Origin of the sequence: Psychrobacter phenylpyruvicus DSM 7000 = NBRC 102152, from assembly GCF_000685805.1 — a bacterium.
Taxonomy (GTDB): Bacteria; Pseudomonadota; Gammaproteobacteria; order Pseudomonadales; family Moraxellaceae; genus Psychrobacter; species Psychrobacter phenylpyruvicus.
Map to the genome: position 1 here is coordinate 102197 of NZ_JMKP01000001.1, position 15997 is coordinate 118193.

The 15997-nt window shown below is 41.9% G+C and carries 13 protein-coding genes; 11 read left to right on the forward strand and 2 right to left on the reverse strand.

The genetic code is table 11. From position 1 onward, the window contains the following. The first annotated feature begins 602 nt into the window (after positions 1 to 602). The 10 genes from rpmH to G561_RS0100520 all read left to right on the forward strand — a co-directional run bounded on the left by rpmH (position 603) and on the right by G561_RS0100520 (position 11632). Positions 603 to 737 carry a 50S ribosomal protein L34 gene (rpmH, locus tag G561_RS0100475; RefSeq protein WP_007394757.1) on the forward strand — a complete coding sequence of 45 codons (135 nt, stop codon included), beginning with the start codon at positions 603 to 605 and terminating at the stop codon, positions 735 to 737. Between the two features lie 246 nt (positions 738 to 983). Then, positions 984 to 1376, forward strand: coding sequence for a ribonuclease P protein component (gene rnpA / locus G561_RS0100480; RefSeq protein ID WP_028857783.1), 393 nt, complete (start codon positions 984 to 986; stop codon positions 1374 to 1376). A 91-nt stretch (positions 1377 to 1467) separates the two neighbouring features. Then, positions 1468 to 1821 (forward strand): membrane protein insertion efficiency factor YidD, encoded by a 354-nt coding sequence (yidD, locus tag G561_RS13680; RefSeq protein WP_037031424.1) that lies wholly within the window; start codon positions 1468 to 1470, stop codon positions 1819 to 1821. Positions 1822 to 2142: 321 nt separating this feature from the next. Then, complete coding sequence (yidC, locus tag G561_RS0100490) at positions 2143 to 3855, forward strand: membrane protein insertase YidC (RefSeq protein ID WP_028857784.1); 1713 nt, start codon at positions 2143 to 2145, stop codon at positions 3853 to 3855. Between the two features lie 239 nt (positions 3856 to 4094). Then, positions 4095 to 5486, forward strand: a complete 1392-nt coding sequence (mnmE, locus tag G561_RS0100495; RefSeq protein WP_028857785.1) for a tRNA uridine-5-carboxymethylaminomethyl(34) synthesis GTPase MnmE — start codon at positions 4095 to 4097, stop codon at positions 5484 to 5486. A gap of 65 nt (positions 5487 to 5551) precedes the next feature. Continuing rightward, complete coding sequence (nrdR, locus tag G561_RS0100500) at positions 5552 to 6013, forward strand: transcriptional regulator NrdR (protein ID WP_028857786.1); 462 nt, start codon at positions 5552 to 5554, stop codon at positions 6011 to 6013. 146 nt (positions 6014 to 6159) lie between these two features. Beyond that, positions 6160 to 7296: a bifunctional diaminohydroxyphosphoribosylaminopyrimidine deaminase/5-amino-6-(5-phosphoribosylamino)uracil reductase RibD gene (gene ribD, locus G561_RS0100505; RefSeq protein ID WP_081794327.1), complete on the forward strand. Its 1137-nt coding sequence runs from the start codon at positions 6160 to 6162 to the stop codon at positions 7294 to 7296. A gap of 517 nt (positions 7297 to 7813) precedes the next feature. Next, positions 7814 to 8416: a riboflavin synthase gene (locus G561_RS0100510; RefSeq protein ID WP_028857788.1), complete on the forward strand. Its 603-nt coding sequence runs from the start codon at positions 7814 to 7816 to the stop codon at positions 8414 to 8416. A 430-nt stretch (positions 8417 to 8846) separates the two neighbouring features. Continuing rightward, positions 8847 to 9893, forward strand: coding sequence for a methionyl-tRNA formyltransferase (fmt, locus tag G561_RS0100515; protein WP_028857789.1), 1047 nt, complete (start codon positions 8847 to 8849; stop codon positions 9891 to 9893). A gap of 152 nt (positions 9894 to 10045) precedes the next feature. Then, positions 10046 to 11632: a transcription antitermination factor NusB gene (locus G561_RS0100520; protein ID WP_028857790.1), complete on the forward strand. Its 1587-nt coding sequence runs from the start codon at positions 10046 to 10048 to the stop codon at positions 11630 to 11632. A 79-nt stretch (positions 11633 to 11711) separates the two neighbouring features. Here G561_RS0100520 and G561_RS0100525 read toward each other — a convergent pair whose 3' ends face one another. Next, positions 11712 to 11999 carry a polyhydroxyalkanoic acid system family protein gene (locus G561_RS0100525; protein ID WP_028857791.1) on the reverse strand — a complete coding sequence of 96 codons (288 nt, stop codon included), beginning with the start codon at positions 11997 to 11999 and terminating at the stop codon, positions 11712 to 11714. Positions 12000 to 13069: 1070 nt separating this feature from the next. Between G561_RS0100525 and thrC the strand changes: the two genes are divergently transcribed. Further along, complete coding sequence (gene thrC, locus G561_RS0100530; RefSeq protein WP_028857792.1) at positions 13070 to 14485, forward strand: threonine synthase; 1416 nt, start codon at positions 13070 to 13072, stop codon at positions 14483 to 14485. A 188-nt stretch (positions 14486 to 14673) separates the two neighbouring features. Here the strand turns inward: thrC and G561_RS0100535 are convergent, their stop codons facing one another. Beyond that, entirely contained in the window at positions 14674 to 15816 is a 1143-nt protein-coding gene (locus tag G561_RS0100535) for a cytochrome-c peroxidase (RefSeq protein WP_028857793.1), read from the reverse strand. Between the last annotated feature and the right edge of the window lie 181 nt (positions 15817 to 15997).

Below are 15997 nucleotides of genomic sequence, written 5' to 3' on the forward strand. Positions count from 1 at the left end.
GTTTTTAACCAAAAAATTAGCTCATTAGAAAAAAATTGCAAAACAGGCCGCTGTAAAAACAACTATCATGTAATTTATCTTAATATAAATCGCCAAAATAGGTAGGAAAAACCGCGTCTATTTGTTAAGATTAGCTATACAAATAAGAAAAAAGTGCGATAAAATAGTGCTGTGTAATTTTTATAAATAGGCGATTGATAGAGCTTTTTTGCAAACTGTTTTAGTTACGAACGATAAGAATTGGTTTGACGCAAAAAAGACGGGGAAACATCTTCGTAGAAATGCTTGTTGATTTGTGGAGAAATAGGGTTGTCAGTATCAGTTATTAGTGGTCTGGTTTTTAGCACAGTTATCAGCACAGTTATCAGCGCAGTTTTTAGCACCAGATCCTAGTTTTTTGCACCAGCTACCTAGCAATCGCTGCTAATTTTTAGCTAACTGGCTAAGCTTGAGTGACTACTTTACCCAATCCGTTGTCATTAACCGCCTAAAACGTTTATTTATTATTGACAATAAGAAGCTGAACTGGCATAATCGCTCGCTACAACAAATTCTTAGTGAACGCTATTTATTTTTAATTTCTTTGCTGTCAAAGGTGATTTATGAAACGTACATTCCAGCCAAGCGTTATCAAACGCAAGCGCACTCATGGTTTCCGTGCTCGCATGGCAACTAAAAAAGGTCGTCAAGTTTTAGCACGTCGTCGTGCAAAAGGTCGTCATCGTTTAACTGTGTAATTAATTATACTCATTGATGGTTTTATACTTATTTATAGTTAATTACCGATTGATAGTTAATTACCGAAAAACTTTAGACAGACAAGTAATTCGTAGATTTTTATAAAAAGCACCTAATTATTAGGTGCTTTTTTTGATTATGGCCTGCAAAAATAAGGGGCTGGGGTTAAAGCAATCCCTATATGCTTTCGTTGTGAATTATGTGTACCAAAATCCTTGTTATTTTTTATTGTATGTTGACCTACCATGACTGATTACTGTTATCCCAAAGCAAAAAGGTTATTAAAGCCTGATGAGTTTAAGGCTGTATTTAACCAGCCTCTTTTTAAAATTCACAGCTCGCACTTTATGGCATTTGCTTATGACTCCAAAAACGAGCAAGCCAGACTAGGTATGGCCATTACAAAGAAGAGAATCCCCAAAGCGGTGGCGAGAAATACCATTAAGCGTATCATTCGGGAACAGTTTCGTCATAAACACCCGCAGTTACCTGCGTTAGATCTGGTTTTTATTTTAAAAAAATCTACTAAGGCCTTGAACAATGATCAGATGCGTCAAGAAATTGATGACATCTTAGCCAAAGTAATTACTAAGCAGCGTCGTCATTTGGCAGCCAACTCCAAAAACAGTCAGTCATAATTGAGTGATTAACCATTTTATTATCGTTTAATTCAGCCATAGAGTTCAGTTATAGTTAGTGCCATAGTGGCGATATAAGAGGAGTAGAGGGATGTGGTCACGTTTTTTCTCACGCTTACTGCTAACTATTATTAACGGCTATCAAACTTTTATTAGTCCGCTATTGCCTGCTCGCTGTCGCTATTACCCGACCTGTTCTGATTATGGTAAAACTGCCGTGCTTTGGCATGGACCAGCACGGGGAGGGTGGCTTGCCGTTAAGCGAATATGTCGCTGTCATCCTTTAGGGGGTCACGGTATCGACTTTGTGCCTCTTCCCTTATACAAAATGATTTTTACCACATTATCTGCACCTACTGTTTCACGTGAAACAATAATTATAGAACGTGGGGTGTATAAAGACAGAAGCAGTTACACAGCAGCTATTAATCGTAAATTTGCCTAACCCGCAAAATTACCCCTGGCGCATAAATGAAAATATAGGTTAAAAAAAAGTTAGTGCAAATTAACAGGTTATCAATATCTTCTTATCGCCAATAAGGGCTAAAAAAACTGCTTCTATATCATTTGTGATGGTTTTTTAGTAAAATAGTCCCCATTTTGTAAATATTTTAAGGGTAAGGTGGCAACACAGATGAGGTTACACTCACAATAGCTGCCATAAAAGTAAAGGATTTGCTGTAAGCTTGTTTTGAGTAAATCCCGGATAAATAAGCCAACCCTTTTTTATTTAAAAACTTCATTTAGAGTTGTTTAGGACAATCTTATGCAAAAGATACTACGGGTGCTCATCATCATTGCGATGTTGATTACCGCATATTTGTTGGTGCTAGCTTGGCAAAGAGATTATGCCAATGTGCCAGCCACATCAGCAGACGCAGTAACCCCTTCTGTATCCACTTCTAACACGGGTGCTGATATTCCTACTAGTACCGGTGACAGTGATATACCTGCAGCAACCGCATCAGCACCAACCGATGTACCGTCTAGCGAAGTGGGTGGTGAGACAACCAATGCCAAACAAGGTGACTTGATTAATGTCACTACTGATCGCTATCAAGTCAAAATTGATCCCGTGGGTGGCGACGTCGTTTATGCCGCTTTACGTGACTATGATGCCACTTTAGATAGTGAAGAGCCGTTTGTTTTATTAGAGAACTCGGGCCGCCGTGTGTATGTTGCTCAGTCAGGTTTGATTGGTCCTAACGGCATTGATACTGCAGCAGGACGAGCAAAATACAGCTATCAATCTGACAGCTATGTGATGCAGCCAGGTCAGAAAAAGTTGGAAGTGCCCTTAACTTATAAACAAGATGACGGTGTGACCATTACTAAGACCTTCACCTTTACTGAAGGTAAATATCCTATCAGTGTTAATTACAATATTAACAACACTAGCGGTAAAGATTGGAATGGTCAACTGTTTGCGCAGTTAAAGCGTGATAGCAGTAAAGACCCTGGTATGTCCGATAAAGGGGCACTGAGCATGGCCACCTACTTAGGCGGTGCTTGGGGTACGCCAGACAATGACTACAACAAACTTAAGTTTAAAGACTTCAATGATGGCGACTTAAAAGCGTCTAGCAATGAAGGCTGGGTTGGTGTGGTACAGCATTACTTCGTATCAGCTTGGACGCCTCAGAACTTCACAGGCCAATTCTTTAGCCGTGAAAGAAGTGGCGACCACTTTATTGGTATGAACAGCCAAAGCTTTGTGGTACCTGCCAACAAGCAAAAAGACATCGCAGCAACTTTATATGCCGGACCAAAGGATCAAAAAGCACTACTTGAAGTAGCTCCTGGTCTAAACAAAACGGTAGATTATGGCTTCTTATGGCCAATCTCAAAAATATTGTTTGCTATCTTGGAAGGCATTCACAAAGTGATAGGCAACTGGGGTTGGTCAATTATCGCTCTAACAATTTTAGTGAAACTTGCCTTAATGTGGTTCTCAAATAAGAGCTACTACTCGATGGCTAAGATGCGTGCCATTGCGCCTCGCTTACAAGCGCTGAAAGAAGAGCATGGCGACGACCGCATGAAGATGTCACAAGAGATGATGGCCATCTACAAAGAAGAGCAAGTAAACCCAATGGCTGGGTGTTTGCCAATCTTATTACAGATGCCAATCTTCCTAGCTTTATACTGGGTATTGGTTGAGAGTGTCGAGCTGCGTCACGCACCTTGGATTCTATGGATTCAAGATCTATCAGCCATGGATCCTTGGTTTATCCTGCCGATGCTGATGGGGGCGTCTATGTTTGCACAGCAAATGTTTAGCCCGCAGCCGACAGATCCGATGCAAGCCAAAGTGATGAAGTTCTTGCCTATTATCTTCACTTTATTCATGATGTTCTTCCCAGCAGGCTTGGTACTTTACTGGACTGTGAACAACTTGTTTACCATGGCTCAGCAGTACATTGTGAACAAAAAAGTAGAAAGAGAGCAAAGAGAAAAAGCGGAGAGAACAGCAGCTTAAGCTAGCACTGCTCTCGCTATAACTTCTCAGCAATAACTTTTAAAGCACCTATATGTCGCATATAGGTGCTTTTGTTTTATAGCAACGGTTAAACTAACTAACATTGAATAAAGCCCATTTAGCACCTACTATAAGACCATCTACAGCAATCTTTATCAGAATGCCAATACAAAAATATCAGTATAAAAATATCAACGTGCTAACCTATTAATCAGAGCTAATAATCAGAGCTAATTTTTATGTCAAATACTAAAACCATTGCCGCCATCGCCACACCTTTAGGAAGGGGTGGGGTGGGGATTATTCGATTGTCCGGCCCCAAAGCTTATGCCATTGCCTGTCAGCTTACTGGTAAAGACAGCTTTACTCCGCGCCTAGCGAGCTTTTGTCGCTTTTATGATGAGCAGCGTAATGTGTTAGACGAAGGCTTGGTATTGTACTTTAAAGCCCCCTATTCATTCACTGGTGAAGATGTTGTCGAGCTACAGGGTCATGGTGGCATGGTGCTACAAAACCAGCTGTTAGCGCGTGTTTTTGAGCTTGGAGCACATCAAGCACAACCGGGTGAGTTCTCTTATCGTGCTTTTGAAAATGACAAGCTGGACTTGCTACAAGCAGAAGCCATTGCCGATGCCATTGATGCCACCAGTGCAGCAGCTGCCAGCAGTGCTATCCGATCATTAACCGGAGAGTTTTCGAATAAAATTAATGATATTTTAGAGGCGTTAATTGAGCTACGCTTGTATGTCGAAGCCTCTATTGACTTCCCGGATGAAGAAGATGTGGACTTCTTAAGTGATGGGGTAATTGAGTCTAAATTAAAGAGCATCCAACAGCGGTTAAAGACCATTTTAGCCACCGCTCAGCAAGGTCAATTACTACGCGACGGGGTGCATGTGGTGTTAGCAGGACGACCCAATGCCGGTAAGTCTAGCTTACTGAACAGCTTGGCGGGTCAAGAGCGGGCCATTGTCACCGATGTGGCAGGAACCACTCGAGACACCTTGCAAGAGACTATCGTACTCAATGGGTTGACCATTCATTTGACTGACACCGCCGGTTTACGCGATACCACAGATGAAGTGGAGCGTATCGGTATAGAACGGGCGCGTACCGCCATCAATCAAGCGGATTTACTGCTACTGGTACATGACCTTTCAACCCAGGCCAACCCCTTAGAATTAGCGGCAGAGCTGTTTGGTAAAAAAGAGGATGGCAGCCCTAATTATGACCCCTCTAAGCTGCTACTGATTGGCAATAAAAGAGATCTGCTGCAGCAAGCCCAGTCTGAGGAAATGGCCGATAAAGTCGAAGTTGCTGGTTATGAACAAGTGAATGTTTCATGTGAAACATTAGAGGGTATTCAGACTTTAATTGATACTTTATGCGATAAAGTAGGCTTTCACCCGCCTGAGAACAGCTTGATTGCCCGTACTAGACATCTAGACGCTTTACGCAGAACACAGCAGCATCTACAAGAAGCTCAGGTGCAATTGGTGGATTATCAAGCCGGAGAGCTGGTAGCAGAAAGCTTGCGCCAAGGTCAATATAGCCTCGGTGAAATCACCGGCGAATTTAGTGCGGATGATCTATTGGGACGCATATTTGGCAGCTTCTGTATTGGTAAGTAGCTGTGTTGCCTTTTATCGCCTTATGCTTATATCGCTAATTAATTTGATGTTAATGGGAAGAAACTATGCAGTGTCCATATTGTAATGCTGATGATACTAAGGTTATTGATTCAAGGCTGGCTGCAGAAGGCGCTCAAGTTCGCCGTCGCCGTCAGTGTAATAAATGCCAAGAGCGCTTCACTACCTTCGAGGTGGTAGAAGTGGTTATGCCTCGTATTATTAAATCCAATGGGCGAATTGAGCCCTATGACTCCCAAAAGCTTAGGCGCTCTATCCAGTTACCACTCCAAAAAAGACCGGTCACTCTAGATGAGCAAGAAGCGATGATCAGCCGTATCGAGAAGCGCATTCGTCAATTGGGGGAACGTGAAATCAGCAGTAAATCACTGGGCGAAGTGGTAATGGTTGAGCTAAAAGAGCTTGATGATGTGGCCTATGTGCGATTTGCCAGTGTTTATAGAGACTTCCAAGATATAGAAGCGTTCCGTCAAGAATTACAAAATATCAAGCCTACAGAAGCTAAGTAACAACATAAAAGTAACCACATACAAGCTTAAGGGAAATCACAGTTTCAGGTCACTTAATCGGTCACTTAATCGTGACCTATACCCTGTGTTTTGAATGAGCTTAATCCCAATTAATGAAAATTTTCGATTAAATAGGGTCCATATTTATGCTTCCCAAATCTGCAAAATCTGCCACTGTATCCAAGCTTTCTGCGTCTGCTAAAAAGGATTGTTATAGTAACAATCTAGCATCTATCGATGGTATTAAAGCGGCTGAAACGCAAGACTTTTATTACATGAATTTGGCGATAGAAGAGGCCAAAAAAGGGATTTATACCACTCGTCCTAATCCTGCAGTAGGTTGTGTAATAGTTAAGAATGGCTTAATTATAGGTTCTGGGTTTCACCCTAAGGCAGGGCAACCTCATGCAGAAGTGTTTGCTTTAAGGAATTCTACACAATCAGTAAAGGGTGCAACGGCTTATGTCACTCTAGAGCCTTGTAGTCATACTGGAAAAACACCCCCTTGTGCCGAAGCATTAATCAACTCTGGTGTCAGTAGAGTGGTCATAGCAGGCCTAGATCCTAACCCCAAAGTAGCGGGTCGAGGCGTGACTATGCTATTAGAGGCGGGAATAAGGGTGAGAGTAGGGGTCTGCACTGAGCAGGCAGAGCAGCTGAATCTGGGTTTTTTGAAATCTATGCGCCATAAAATGCCTTATGTCAGACTAAAGATTGCCAGTAGCTTAGATGGGAGAACGGCAATGGCCTCTGGAGAGTCGAAGTGGATTACAGGCCCAGCAGCACGTGAAGATGTACAGAAGCTGCGGGCTATGAGTGGCGCTATTATCACTGGCAGTCAGACCATTATTGAGGACAATCCTAGCCTAAATGTGCGCTCAAATCAGCTGGGTGTGCCGGTGGATAAGGTGCCACAGCCTAGAATTGTGGTGCTAGATAGAAGGCGGAGACTAGATAAAGACCAGTATAAGGTCTTTGAGACCCCTGACACCTTATTATGGACCGAGCCGGATTTAAGCCACTTATTGCACAAACTAGTTACTGAGTATCAAGTTCACGATGTGCTGGTTGAAGCCGGCTCTCAGGTATCTGGAAGCTTTATAGAAGCTGGTTTGGTAGATGAGTTAATAGTGTATCAGGCCCCCTGTGTGTTGGGGCACAGTGCTAAACCTATGCTCACTCTTGATATTGAAAATTTGTGCTGTCAACGCCGCTTTCAGTTAATAGACTGTGCTCAAGTTGGCACTGATCTTAAGCTCGTTTATAGAGCAAACCAAGCTTAGCTTTAACGAACTCTTGTTTGGTTTTAACAGGTAGGGTATTAATAGAGCGTTAATAGGGTGTTAAATAGTCTAAGTGCTCTATGCTATAAATTCGACGCTATAAGTAGGGAATATAACGGTCTAGACAGACATAGCTAATTAAAGTTATCCACAATTTACAAAATTTATCCCCGCAATAAGATAGCGTTTGCTAATGTTCCACATGAAACTGTGGATTAATTATGTTTCACATGGAACTGACTTATTGATGTATTTTTCTGAGAGTTACGAAAATCAAGGGTTCCACGTGGAACTGTGAGTAAGGTGGATAAGGTTGTGGTTTTATACAAGGCTGTGGATAACTATATGACTACCCACCTTTATTCACACTGGATACAGTAGTTTTAAAAAGTTATCCACAGGCTGTTTTTGTTTGATTGTGTACAAAATAGGCTGTTTAAAATAGGCTGTTTATTATTGTGGAAAGTCTTTTGGGTTTTAAATATTTTTATTTAAAGTTAAATAAGTTGGAGTAAGTATGTTTACAGGTATTATCGAAAGCACAGGTACTTTGAAATCTATTACAGAAGTTGGCGGTGATGTGCGCTTAGTAATTGAGTCGGATGATTTAGACTTTAGTGATGTCAAGCTAGGTGACTCCATCGCCAACAATGGTATTTGCCTAACTGTGGTTGATATGGATGACAATAGTTATGCAGTTGATGTTTCACGTGAAACTCTAGCCAAAACGGCCATGGGTAATTGGCAACAAGGCGATACCTTAAATTTAGAAAAAGCGATGTTACCAACCACTCGCTTTGGTGGTCACATGGTATCGGGTCACGTGGATGGGGTAGGCACTATTGAAGTGATGACTGAAGATGCACGTTCTATTTATATAGAAATCGCCATTCCAGAAGCGTTAAAGAAATACGCAGCCACTAAAGGCTCAATCACCGTGGATGGGATCAGCTTGACCACTAACTTAGTCAAAGACAATATTGTTTGCTTAAATATTATTCCACACACCGCTGAGGTGACTAATATTGGTCGCCACTGGAAAATAGGTGGTGCGGTGAATATCGAAGTAGATTTAATTGCACGTTATCTTGAGCGTCTGACCAGTGTGGCTGCTGAATAAGTCAGCTTTAAGCATATATAGCGCTACAGAGCGCTATGACTTGTAAATTTGTTTTATGACTTTATTTGCTATTAATTGGTCAGCGCAAATCAAAGCCCTTCTTAAAGCTTAGGAGGGCTTTTTTTATTATTAATATTTGGGGTGATTACCTTTGGGCCAGCTTTTATGGCCAGTTTGTTTTATTACCCTTTAAGCTGACCCAATTAAGCCAATACAAGTTAATCCAATACGATTAAGCTAACACCGGTTAAACCGATAAAACTTAAGCCAGCTCCAGCTCTTCGGAATAAATTTTTGGCAGAATTAACAGGCAGTCCTCGGTCTCATGGCAGGGAAGCCATAATTTCACTATAATGAAACAAAGGCTGGGCTAAGCTTAGAATATCCGCTGTCCCGCTTAACTTTATAACTTGTATATCGAATAAAAATTATGAATATTGAAAATCAGTCTTATTGTAAACAACGTGTTATCTTTGCTGGAACCCCCGAGTTTGCAGCTATTAGCCTAAAAGCCCTTATTGAGCAGCAGCAGGCGCTCAACATTGAGATTGTTGCGGTCTACACTCAGCCAGATCGCAAGGCAGGCCGGGGTCAAAAACTAACCGCTTCTCCAGTGAAGCAACTGGCGCTTGAGCATAACTTACCAGTTGAACAGCCACTGACCTTTAGAAAGTCGGTGGAGGAGGGGCAAGCTGCTCGTGAAACCCTAGCGAATTATCAGCCAGACATTATGGTAGTGGCCGCTTACGGTCTTATATTGCCAATAGGAGTATTAGAAACCCCAACGCATGGCTGCTTAAACATTCATGCCTCGTTATTACCGCGTTGGCGTGGCGCTGCTCCTATCCACCGGGCGCTGTTAGCCGGTGATGAAAAAACCGGCATTACCATCATGCAGATGGACAAAGGTCTAGACACTGGCGATATGCTGTATAAGGTGGCATATGACATCGCCGCTGACGAAACTACCGCAAGTTTGCATGACAAAATGGCCGATCTGGGTGCTGAAGCCATCGTTACGGTACTAAAAGATTTACCCAGTTATCAGGCTAAGGCGGAAAAGCAGGACGATAGTCTGGCTAATTATGCTGAAAAATTAAGCAAGTCTGAGGGTGAAATTGACTGGACTCAATCGGCTGAATTAATCGAACGTCAAATACGAGGTATGCATCCTTATCCTGGTGCTTATACCTTCTTGGCAGATCCAGAGGGTAAAAGTGAGCCGAAGCGCGTTAAGGTGCTGGCAGCATTGGCGGTGAACCCGTCACAGACCACAGTAGCAGAGCCTGGAACAGTAATTAGTGTCGGTAAGAACGCCATTTTAGTAGCTTGTGGTAAGCCAGAAGCTGATGCAGAGGGCACGACATTACGTTTGACCCAATTGCAGTTCGCGGGCAGCAAGCCAGTTACCGCTGAGCAAGTGTGTCATGGCAATCAGCTTAATGATGGTGATAAGTTTGTCGCAGCGGCCAAATAGCTTGTTAGCTAGGCCTTTATACTAGCCAAGCTTTTATATTAGCTAAGCTTGTATAAAGGCAGGCGAACAAGTTTGATAGAAATAGAAAACCATAAGTTTTTACCCAACCCATCGCATTAACCACATCTCGTCATTATTAGGCATTCATTTAAATGAGCAGCAAACCAAATAGCACTATCCAAAACAAAATTCATCACAAAAACGTCCGTGTTGCGGTAATTAATACCCTGCTATCCATTCAGCAAGGGCAGTCACTTAGCAGTCTGCTAGACCCTTTATTAAACAGCTTACATGGCGATGATAAAGGGTTTGCTCATGCTTTATTGCTGACGACTTTGCGTCACTGGCACGCCACTGCACGCCTATTAGACAGCTTAGCGGATAATCCGATTGATGAGGTGGAAGTGCGTACCACCATTCAGCTGGGCATCACGCAGTTGCTTTATCTCAATGTCGCTGACCATGCTGCCATTCATGAAACGGTAGAAGCGGTGAAGCATATTGATTTTGCGCGCGCTTCAGGTTTGGTCAATGCAGTGCTGCGTAAAGTGGCCAAAAACCCCAATAAGTTTCGCAAAAAAGCCAACAAAAACCACAGCCTGCCTAATTGGCTAGCTCAGCAGTTAAAAGCGGATTGGCGGGAGCATTATGATGAGCTGACTCAAAGTTTGCGTCAGTCAGCCCCTATGTTTTTACGAGTGAATGGCCTGCAAAGTGATAGTGAAAGCTATTTGGGACAGCTAGTTGAAGCAGAGATAGCTGCAGAATTGGTATCACTTCAAACTTCAATTAAAGATGGGGAGGCTGAAGAAGTTGTTGAGGTTAAACAACAACTAATAGAGCTGATCGACAGTGTGCCGGTTAGTCGCTTACCCGAATTTGAAGAGGGCATTGCTAGCGTACAAGATGCGCATGCTCAGTTGGCGGCCCCAATCATTCAGTCTTTATTACAAAATAAGTTAGCAAACAGCGAAGCGTCTGACTCAATCCGTTTATTGGATGCCTGTGCAGCACCGGGTGGCAAATTGGCACACTGGCTCGAATTATTGGGCGTGCAAGAATCTGAGCAAATGGGATTGTTTCACGTGAAACAGGCTGACGGTCAAGACAATCCTATAAGCAAAGTCGAGCTGACTGCTATTGATAACGAAGCGCCCCGTATCACTCGTATTTTTGAGAACTTAGAGCGTCTACAGCTTCCAGCTCCCATTGTGAATAGCAAACTGCATCTGGATATTGAATGCGTTGATGCGACTACTTGGCAAGCTAAGCCAGCTGCTAAAGAGTCTGATTCGGGATTCGATGCGATATTATTAGATGCCCCTTGTACTGCAACCGGGGTTATTCGCCGTCATCCTGATATTACTTTGCTGCGTACCGAGGAAGATGTGCAACATACTGCTCAGTTGCAACAGCAAATCTTGGATAACTTGTGGCCACAGCTAAAAGTCGGTGGTTATTTGTTATACGTTACTTGTTCAATACTAAAACAAGAAAACGTGGAACAGATGCAAGCTTTCTTAACGCGTCATAAAGATGCAGTGGCCGTCGCTTTTGATAATGATCAAACCAATTGGGGCATCGAGCAGGAAGTGGGTCGTCAGTGTTTGCCAGTCTATAAAATGACTGAAGCCTTAGAGCCGACAGCTGTGGATCAGGATATCGAGCAACAAACCACTGTACCCGCAGTTGGTGGCGATGGTTTTTATTATGCGGTGCTGAGAAAAGTGTCTGTTTAAAACAAACTAAACCCCATAAGTTGAATCCAACTTATGGGGTTTTTATTTTATAGAGCTAATGACGCTAAGCTATAGCCGATTAACTAAAATACTTGTTAATCCCTGACTGCAATACTTCTTTAATCTTGCCTTTTAATGGCTTGGCCAAAAATCCTAAAGTCGCTTCAAAGCGGATTTTATTGGCATCCAAAGTGGCTTTGCCATCAATACCTTTACGGCTAATAGTTACCTTATCCTCATTCTCGCCCTCTACATAGGTGGCATCAAGACCAAACTTTTCTTTGGCATTCTCAAGCCATTTTTTGCCTTGTTCGCGGGCTTTACTAAATTCTAAATTGTGTTCTTTTTCGATTTCAATATCTGCCATGCTGCTATTCCTTTTTATAAGTTGTTAAGTGGTTAAACTAATCTCTAGACTGACTATTATTAGCCAGACGTAGTTAAAGTATTTATAACATTAAATGGTATGACTAACAAATTAGTTGTGTAGCGTGACTAAGGTTAAAAGCTATCAAAAAAACTATGAGACGTTTATTTGGTATGGTTTATGCCTAAAATAGGCTACTCTTTTTATGCTTTCATGTTATCTGGGCTTTGATAGTAGATACCATTTTCAACCATGATTTTGTAGGCTGGTGCTTTAGCCCAGCTTCATGATTTCAAACGTATATTCGCTGGGAAAAATGCCCAGCCTACGCTTGCTTATAACTATACATTGATATATGAATATATATTAGAATATTGCTAAATAAGTACTGTAGATACAAGGGTACGCCGTGAATGTTTGTTGTGTTGCGGAGCAGTTTAGATCTGATTAAGGCTGATAAAAGTGTAAAATAGGAGTAGCTACATATATTGGGTTAAAAATTATCCCAAAAACTCTAAAACTATCTATTTAATATGGCTTATGCCTAAAATAGGCTACTCTTTTTATGCTTTCATGTTATCTGTTTTTTGATAGTAGATACCATCTTCAACCATGATTTTGTAGGCTGGTGCTTTAGCCCAGCTTCATGATTCTAAACGTATATTCGCTGGGCAAAATGCCCAGCCTACGCTTGCTTATAACTATACATTGATATATGAATATATATATTAGAATATTGCTAAATAAGTACTGTAGATACAAGGGTGCGCCGTGCGCACCTTTTTTAGTCTAGGGAGAAGTTTTCCAATAGGTGCGCAAGGCACACGCTACGGTATGAACATAATTATTGAAGCTAATGTTTGTTGCGTTGCATTGCGGAGCGGTTTAGCCCCAATTAAGACAGATTCAAGCGTAAAATAGGAATAGCCACACATATTGAGTTAAAAATCACCCCAAAAACTCTAAAACCATCTATTTAATATGGCTTATACTTAAAAATATGCTACTCTTTTTGTAATTTACGTTTCTATTAAAGTTTATGTAATCTTCTGACAGGATAAGACTAAGACATGAAATATATCAGTACCCGTGGTCAAACCGAGCCAATGGACTTTAGCGATGTGTTGTTGATGGGTTTAGCCCCTGATGGTGGTTTGATGCTGCCAGAGAGCTATCCAAAAATTGACAGTACAACTTTAGATGAATGGCGTAAACTGAGCTATCCACAGTTGGCTTTTGAAATTATGCGCCTGTTTGCCACCGATATTGAGGAAGCGGACTTACAAGATATTATCAATCGTACTTATACCAAAGAAGTGTTTGGTAGCGATGAGATTGTACCCGTACGCCAATTAAAAGATGATTTGTATATTTTAGGCTTATCAAATGGCCCAACGCTGGCGTTTAAAGACGTGGCGATGCAGTTTTTGGGCAATGCTTTTGAGTATGTATTAAAGAAGAAAAATAAACGCTTAACTATTATTGGCGCTACCAGTGGGGATACCGGGAGTGCTGCCGAATATGCACTTCGTGGCAAAGACAATATCGAAGTGTTTATGATGTCGCCACATGGCAAAATGAGTGAATTTCAACGTGCTCAAATGTACAGCTTAACCGATGCCAATATTCACAATATCGCCATTAAAGGTATGTTTGATGATTGTCAGGATATCGTTAAGGCACTACAGCAAGACGCTGATTTTAAAGCCAAATATAGCTTAGGTACGGTTAACTCAATCAACTGGGGTCGTATCCTAGCGCAAATTGTGTATTACTTTAAAGGTTACTTTGCAGCTACCCAAAGCAATGATGAAAAAGTGAGCTTCTGTGTGCCATCAGGTAACTTTGGTAATATCTGTGCTGGGCACATTGCTCGTGAAATGGGTCTGCCAATTGAGCGTTTAATCGTCGCCACTAACGAAAATGATGTGTTAAATGACTTCTTTAACCAAGGCGTTTATACCCCGCGTCCAGCTGATAAAACTTATGTGACTTCTAGTCCGTCGATGGATATCTCAAAAGCGTCAAACTTTGAGCGCTTTGTATATTTATTGCTAGATAAAGACAGCAAGCGGGTCAATGAGCTGTTTGATGGGGTGAAGACGGGTAAAGGCTTTGACTTATCAGATGCATTAGACGCGGTGAACAACCGTTATGGCTTCGCGGCTGGTAAATCAACGCACCAAGATAGATTAAATACCATCAAAGCGGTGTACGAGAACTATAATGACTTGATTGATCCTCATACGGCTGACGGGGTGAAGGTGGCGCAAGAGCTACAAAAAGACGGTGAGGTAATCATCTGTGCCGAGACTGCGTTACCTGTTAAGTTCTCAGAGACTATCTTTGAGGCTGTGGGCGAGATTGAAATTGAGCGTCCTGAGCACACCAAGGGCTTAGAGTCATTAGAGCAACATGTGACTGTGCTGGATAATGATGCCAGCTTGGTCGCCAATGAGATCAAAGCGGTGGTTTCTCCGCTATAAGGTAGCTTTTTCTCCTTTTTGTTGATAGTTTGTCCGTTAATAACTTGAGTGTTAACTACTAGCTTATTAATAACCAGTTTATTAATAAACAGCAGCTTAATAAAAACCGGACTGATAAAAAAACCAGAGTATTAATACTCTGGTTTTTTTCTATTATTGTCTCAAATTAAGCTGTTAGTTTGTTTGACCTAGCTTTGCTTTGAAAAAGGCTCAGGCTTAGGGGTGTTCTCATTAGAAGGGGGCAGAATAGGCAGCTTAATATTTGGCTGATCACCGGTTAAGGTTTTTAAGAAAGCTACGATATCTGCAGTTTCTTCTGGGGTAAACTCACGATTTAACTGAATTCTACCCATAATATTCACCGCTTCGGCTAGTGAGTTCACCTGACCATCATGGAAGTACGGATAGGTTAGCTCAATATTACGTAAGGTGGGTACTTTAAATAAACCTTTGTCTTCTTCTTTTCCAGTAACCGCATAGCGACCTTCAGCTAAGTTCTGAGTGGTATATTTATCAAATACCCCAAACTTCTGGAAGGAGCCACCACCAACGGCTGCCCCATTGTGACAAGCAATACAGCCACTGTCCTTAAATAGCTTATAGCCGTTTAGCTCTTGTGCGGATAGCGCCTTATCATCACCGCCAAGCCATTTATCAAAGCGTGAGTTTGGAGTAACTAAGGTATCTTCAAACAGAGCAATGGCGCTGGTCACTTGTTCAATATTGATGTCACCTTGAGTGCCAAATGCTTCTTGGAATAGGGCTTTATATTCTGGAATTGAGTTCAGTACTTGTACCACAAACTCATGGCTAGAAGCCATTTCTATTGGGTTTTCGATAGGGCCACCAGCTTGCTCCATTAAGTCTTTGGCGCGACCATCCCAGAATTGAGCCAACGAGTAACGGCTATTCAATACGGTAGGCGAGTTGATGGGTCCCTCTGCCCAGTTGTAACCCACAGAGGTTGGAATGTTATCGGTCCCCCCTTTTGCCAAGTCGTGACAGCTGTTACAAGAAAGAGTGCCTGACTTCGATAGACGTGTATCAAACCATAGCATTTTACCCAGTTCTACTTTTTTAGGCTCAGTCACCGCTTCCACTGTGATTGGCTCAATGGGCTCATCACGGACGCTGACTATCGCTTCAGGTGTTTGCTGAGCTTGCTCTACATCGCTGCTCACATCGTCATCATTGGCAGCCACTGCTGTGGGTCCCGCTGGACGGATATACCCAGATATTGCGATGATCAATACCAAAACCAAAAAAAGCACAACCCCAAACAAGGCATAAGTTAGCTCTTTTCTGGGGTTGTTTTGATTTGCATTTGCCATAGGTTACCTACCTATTAATTCATATTGTGATAATAAGAAGTTGGGTTGATTTAGGGAAATCTTGTCGCACGTTAAATCAAAAGTAGCCTAACGCTTTAAACTAATTTTTAGTAAAAATATCAGTTAGTTAAGTAACAATTGTTTTAAACCCATAATATCATTATGGGTATTGAATGTATAG

Bases quoted from the DNA above. Each gene is read 5' to 3' on its own strand.
- rpmH (WP_007394757.1), top strand. From the start codon at position 603: ATGAAACGTACATTCCAGCCAAGCGTTATCAAACGCAAGCGCACTCAT.
- rnpA (WP_028857783.1), top strand. From the start codon at position 984: ATGACTGATTACTGTTATCCCAAAGCAAAAAGGTTATTAAAGCCTGAT.
- yidD (WP_037031424.1), top strand. From the start codon at position 1,468: ATGTGGTCACGTTTTTTCTCACGCTTACTGCTAACTATTATTAACGGC.
- yidC (WP_028857784.1), top strand. From the start codon at position 2,143: ATGCAAAAGATACTACGGGTGCTCATCATCATTGCGATGTTGATTACC.
- mnmE (WP_028857785.1), top strand. From the start codon at position 4,095: ATGTCAAATACTAAAACCATTGCCGCCATCGCCACACCTTTAGGAAGG.
- nrdR (WP_028857786.1), top strand. From the start codon at position 5,552: ATGCAGTGTCCATATTGTAATGCTGATGATACTAAGGTTATTGATTCA.
- ribD (WP_081794327.1), top strand. From the start codon at position 6,160: ATGCTTCCCAAATCTGCAAAATCTGCCACTGTATCCAAGCTTTCTGCG.
- G561_RS0100510 (WP_028857788.1), top strand. From the start codon at position 7,814: ATGTTTACAGGTATTATCGAAAGCACAGGTACTTTGAAATCTATTACA.
- fmt (WP_028857789.1), top strand. From the start codon at position 8,847: ATGAATATTGAAAATCAGTCTTATTGTAAACAACGTGTTATCTTTGCT.
- G561_RS0100520 (WP_028857790.1), top strand. From the start codon at position 10,046: ATGAGCAGCAAACCAAATAGCACTATCCAAAACAAAATTCATCACAAA.
- G561_RS0100525 (WP_028857791.1), bottom strand. From the start codon at position 11,999: ATGGCAGATATTGAAATCGAAAAAGAACACAATTTAGAATTTAGTAAA.
- thrC (WP_028857792.1), top strand. From the start codon at position 13,070: ATGAAATATATCAGTACCCGTGGTCAAACCGAGCCAATGGACTTTAGC.
- G561_RS0100535 (WP_028857793.1), bottom strand. From the start codon at position 15,816: ATGGCAAATGCAAATCAAAACAACCCCAGAAAAGAGCTAACTTATGCC.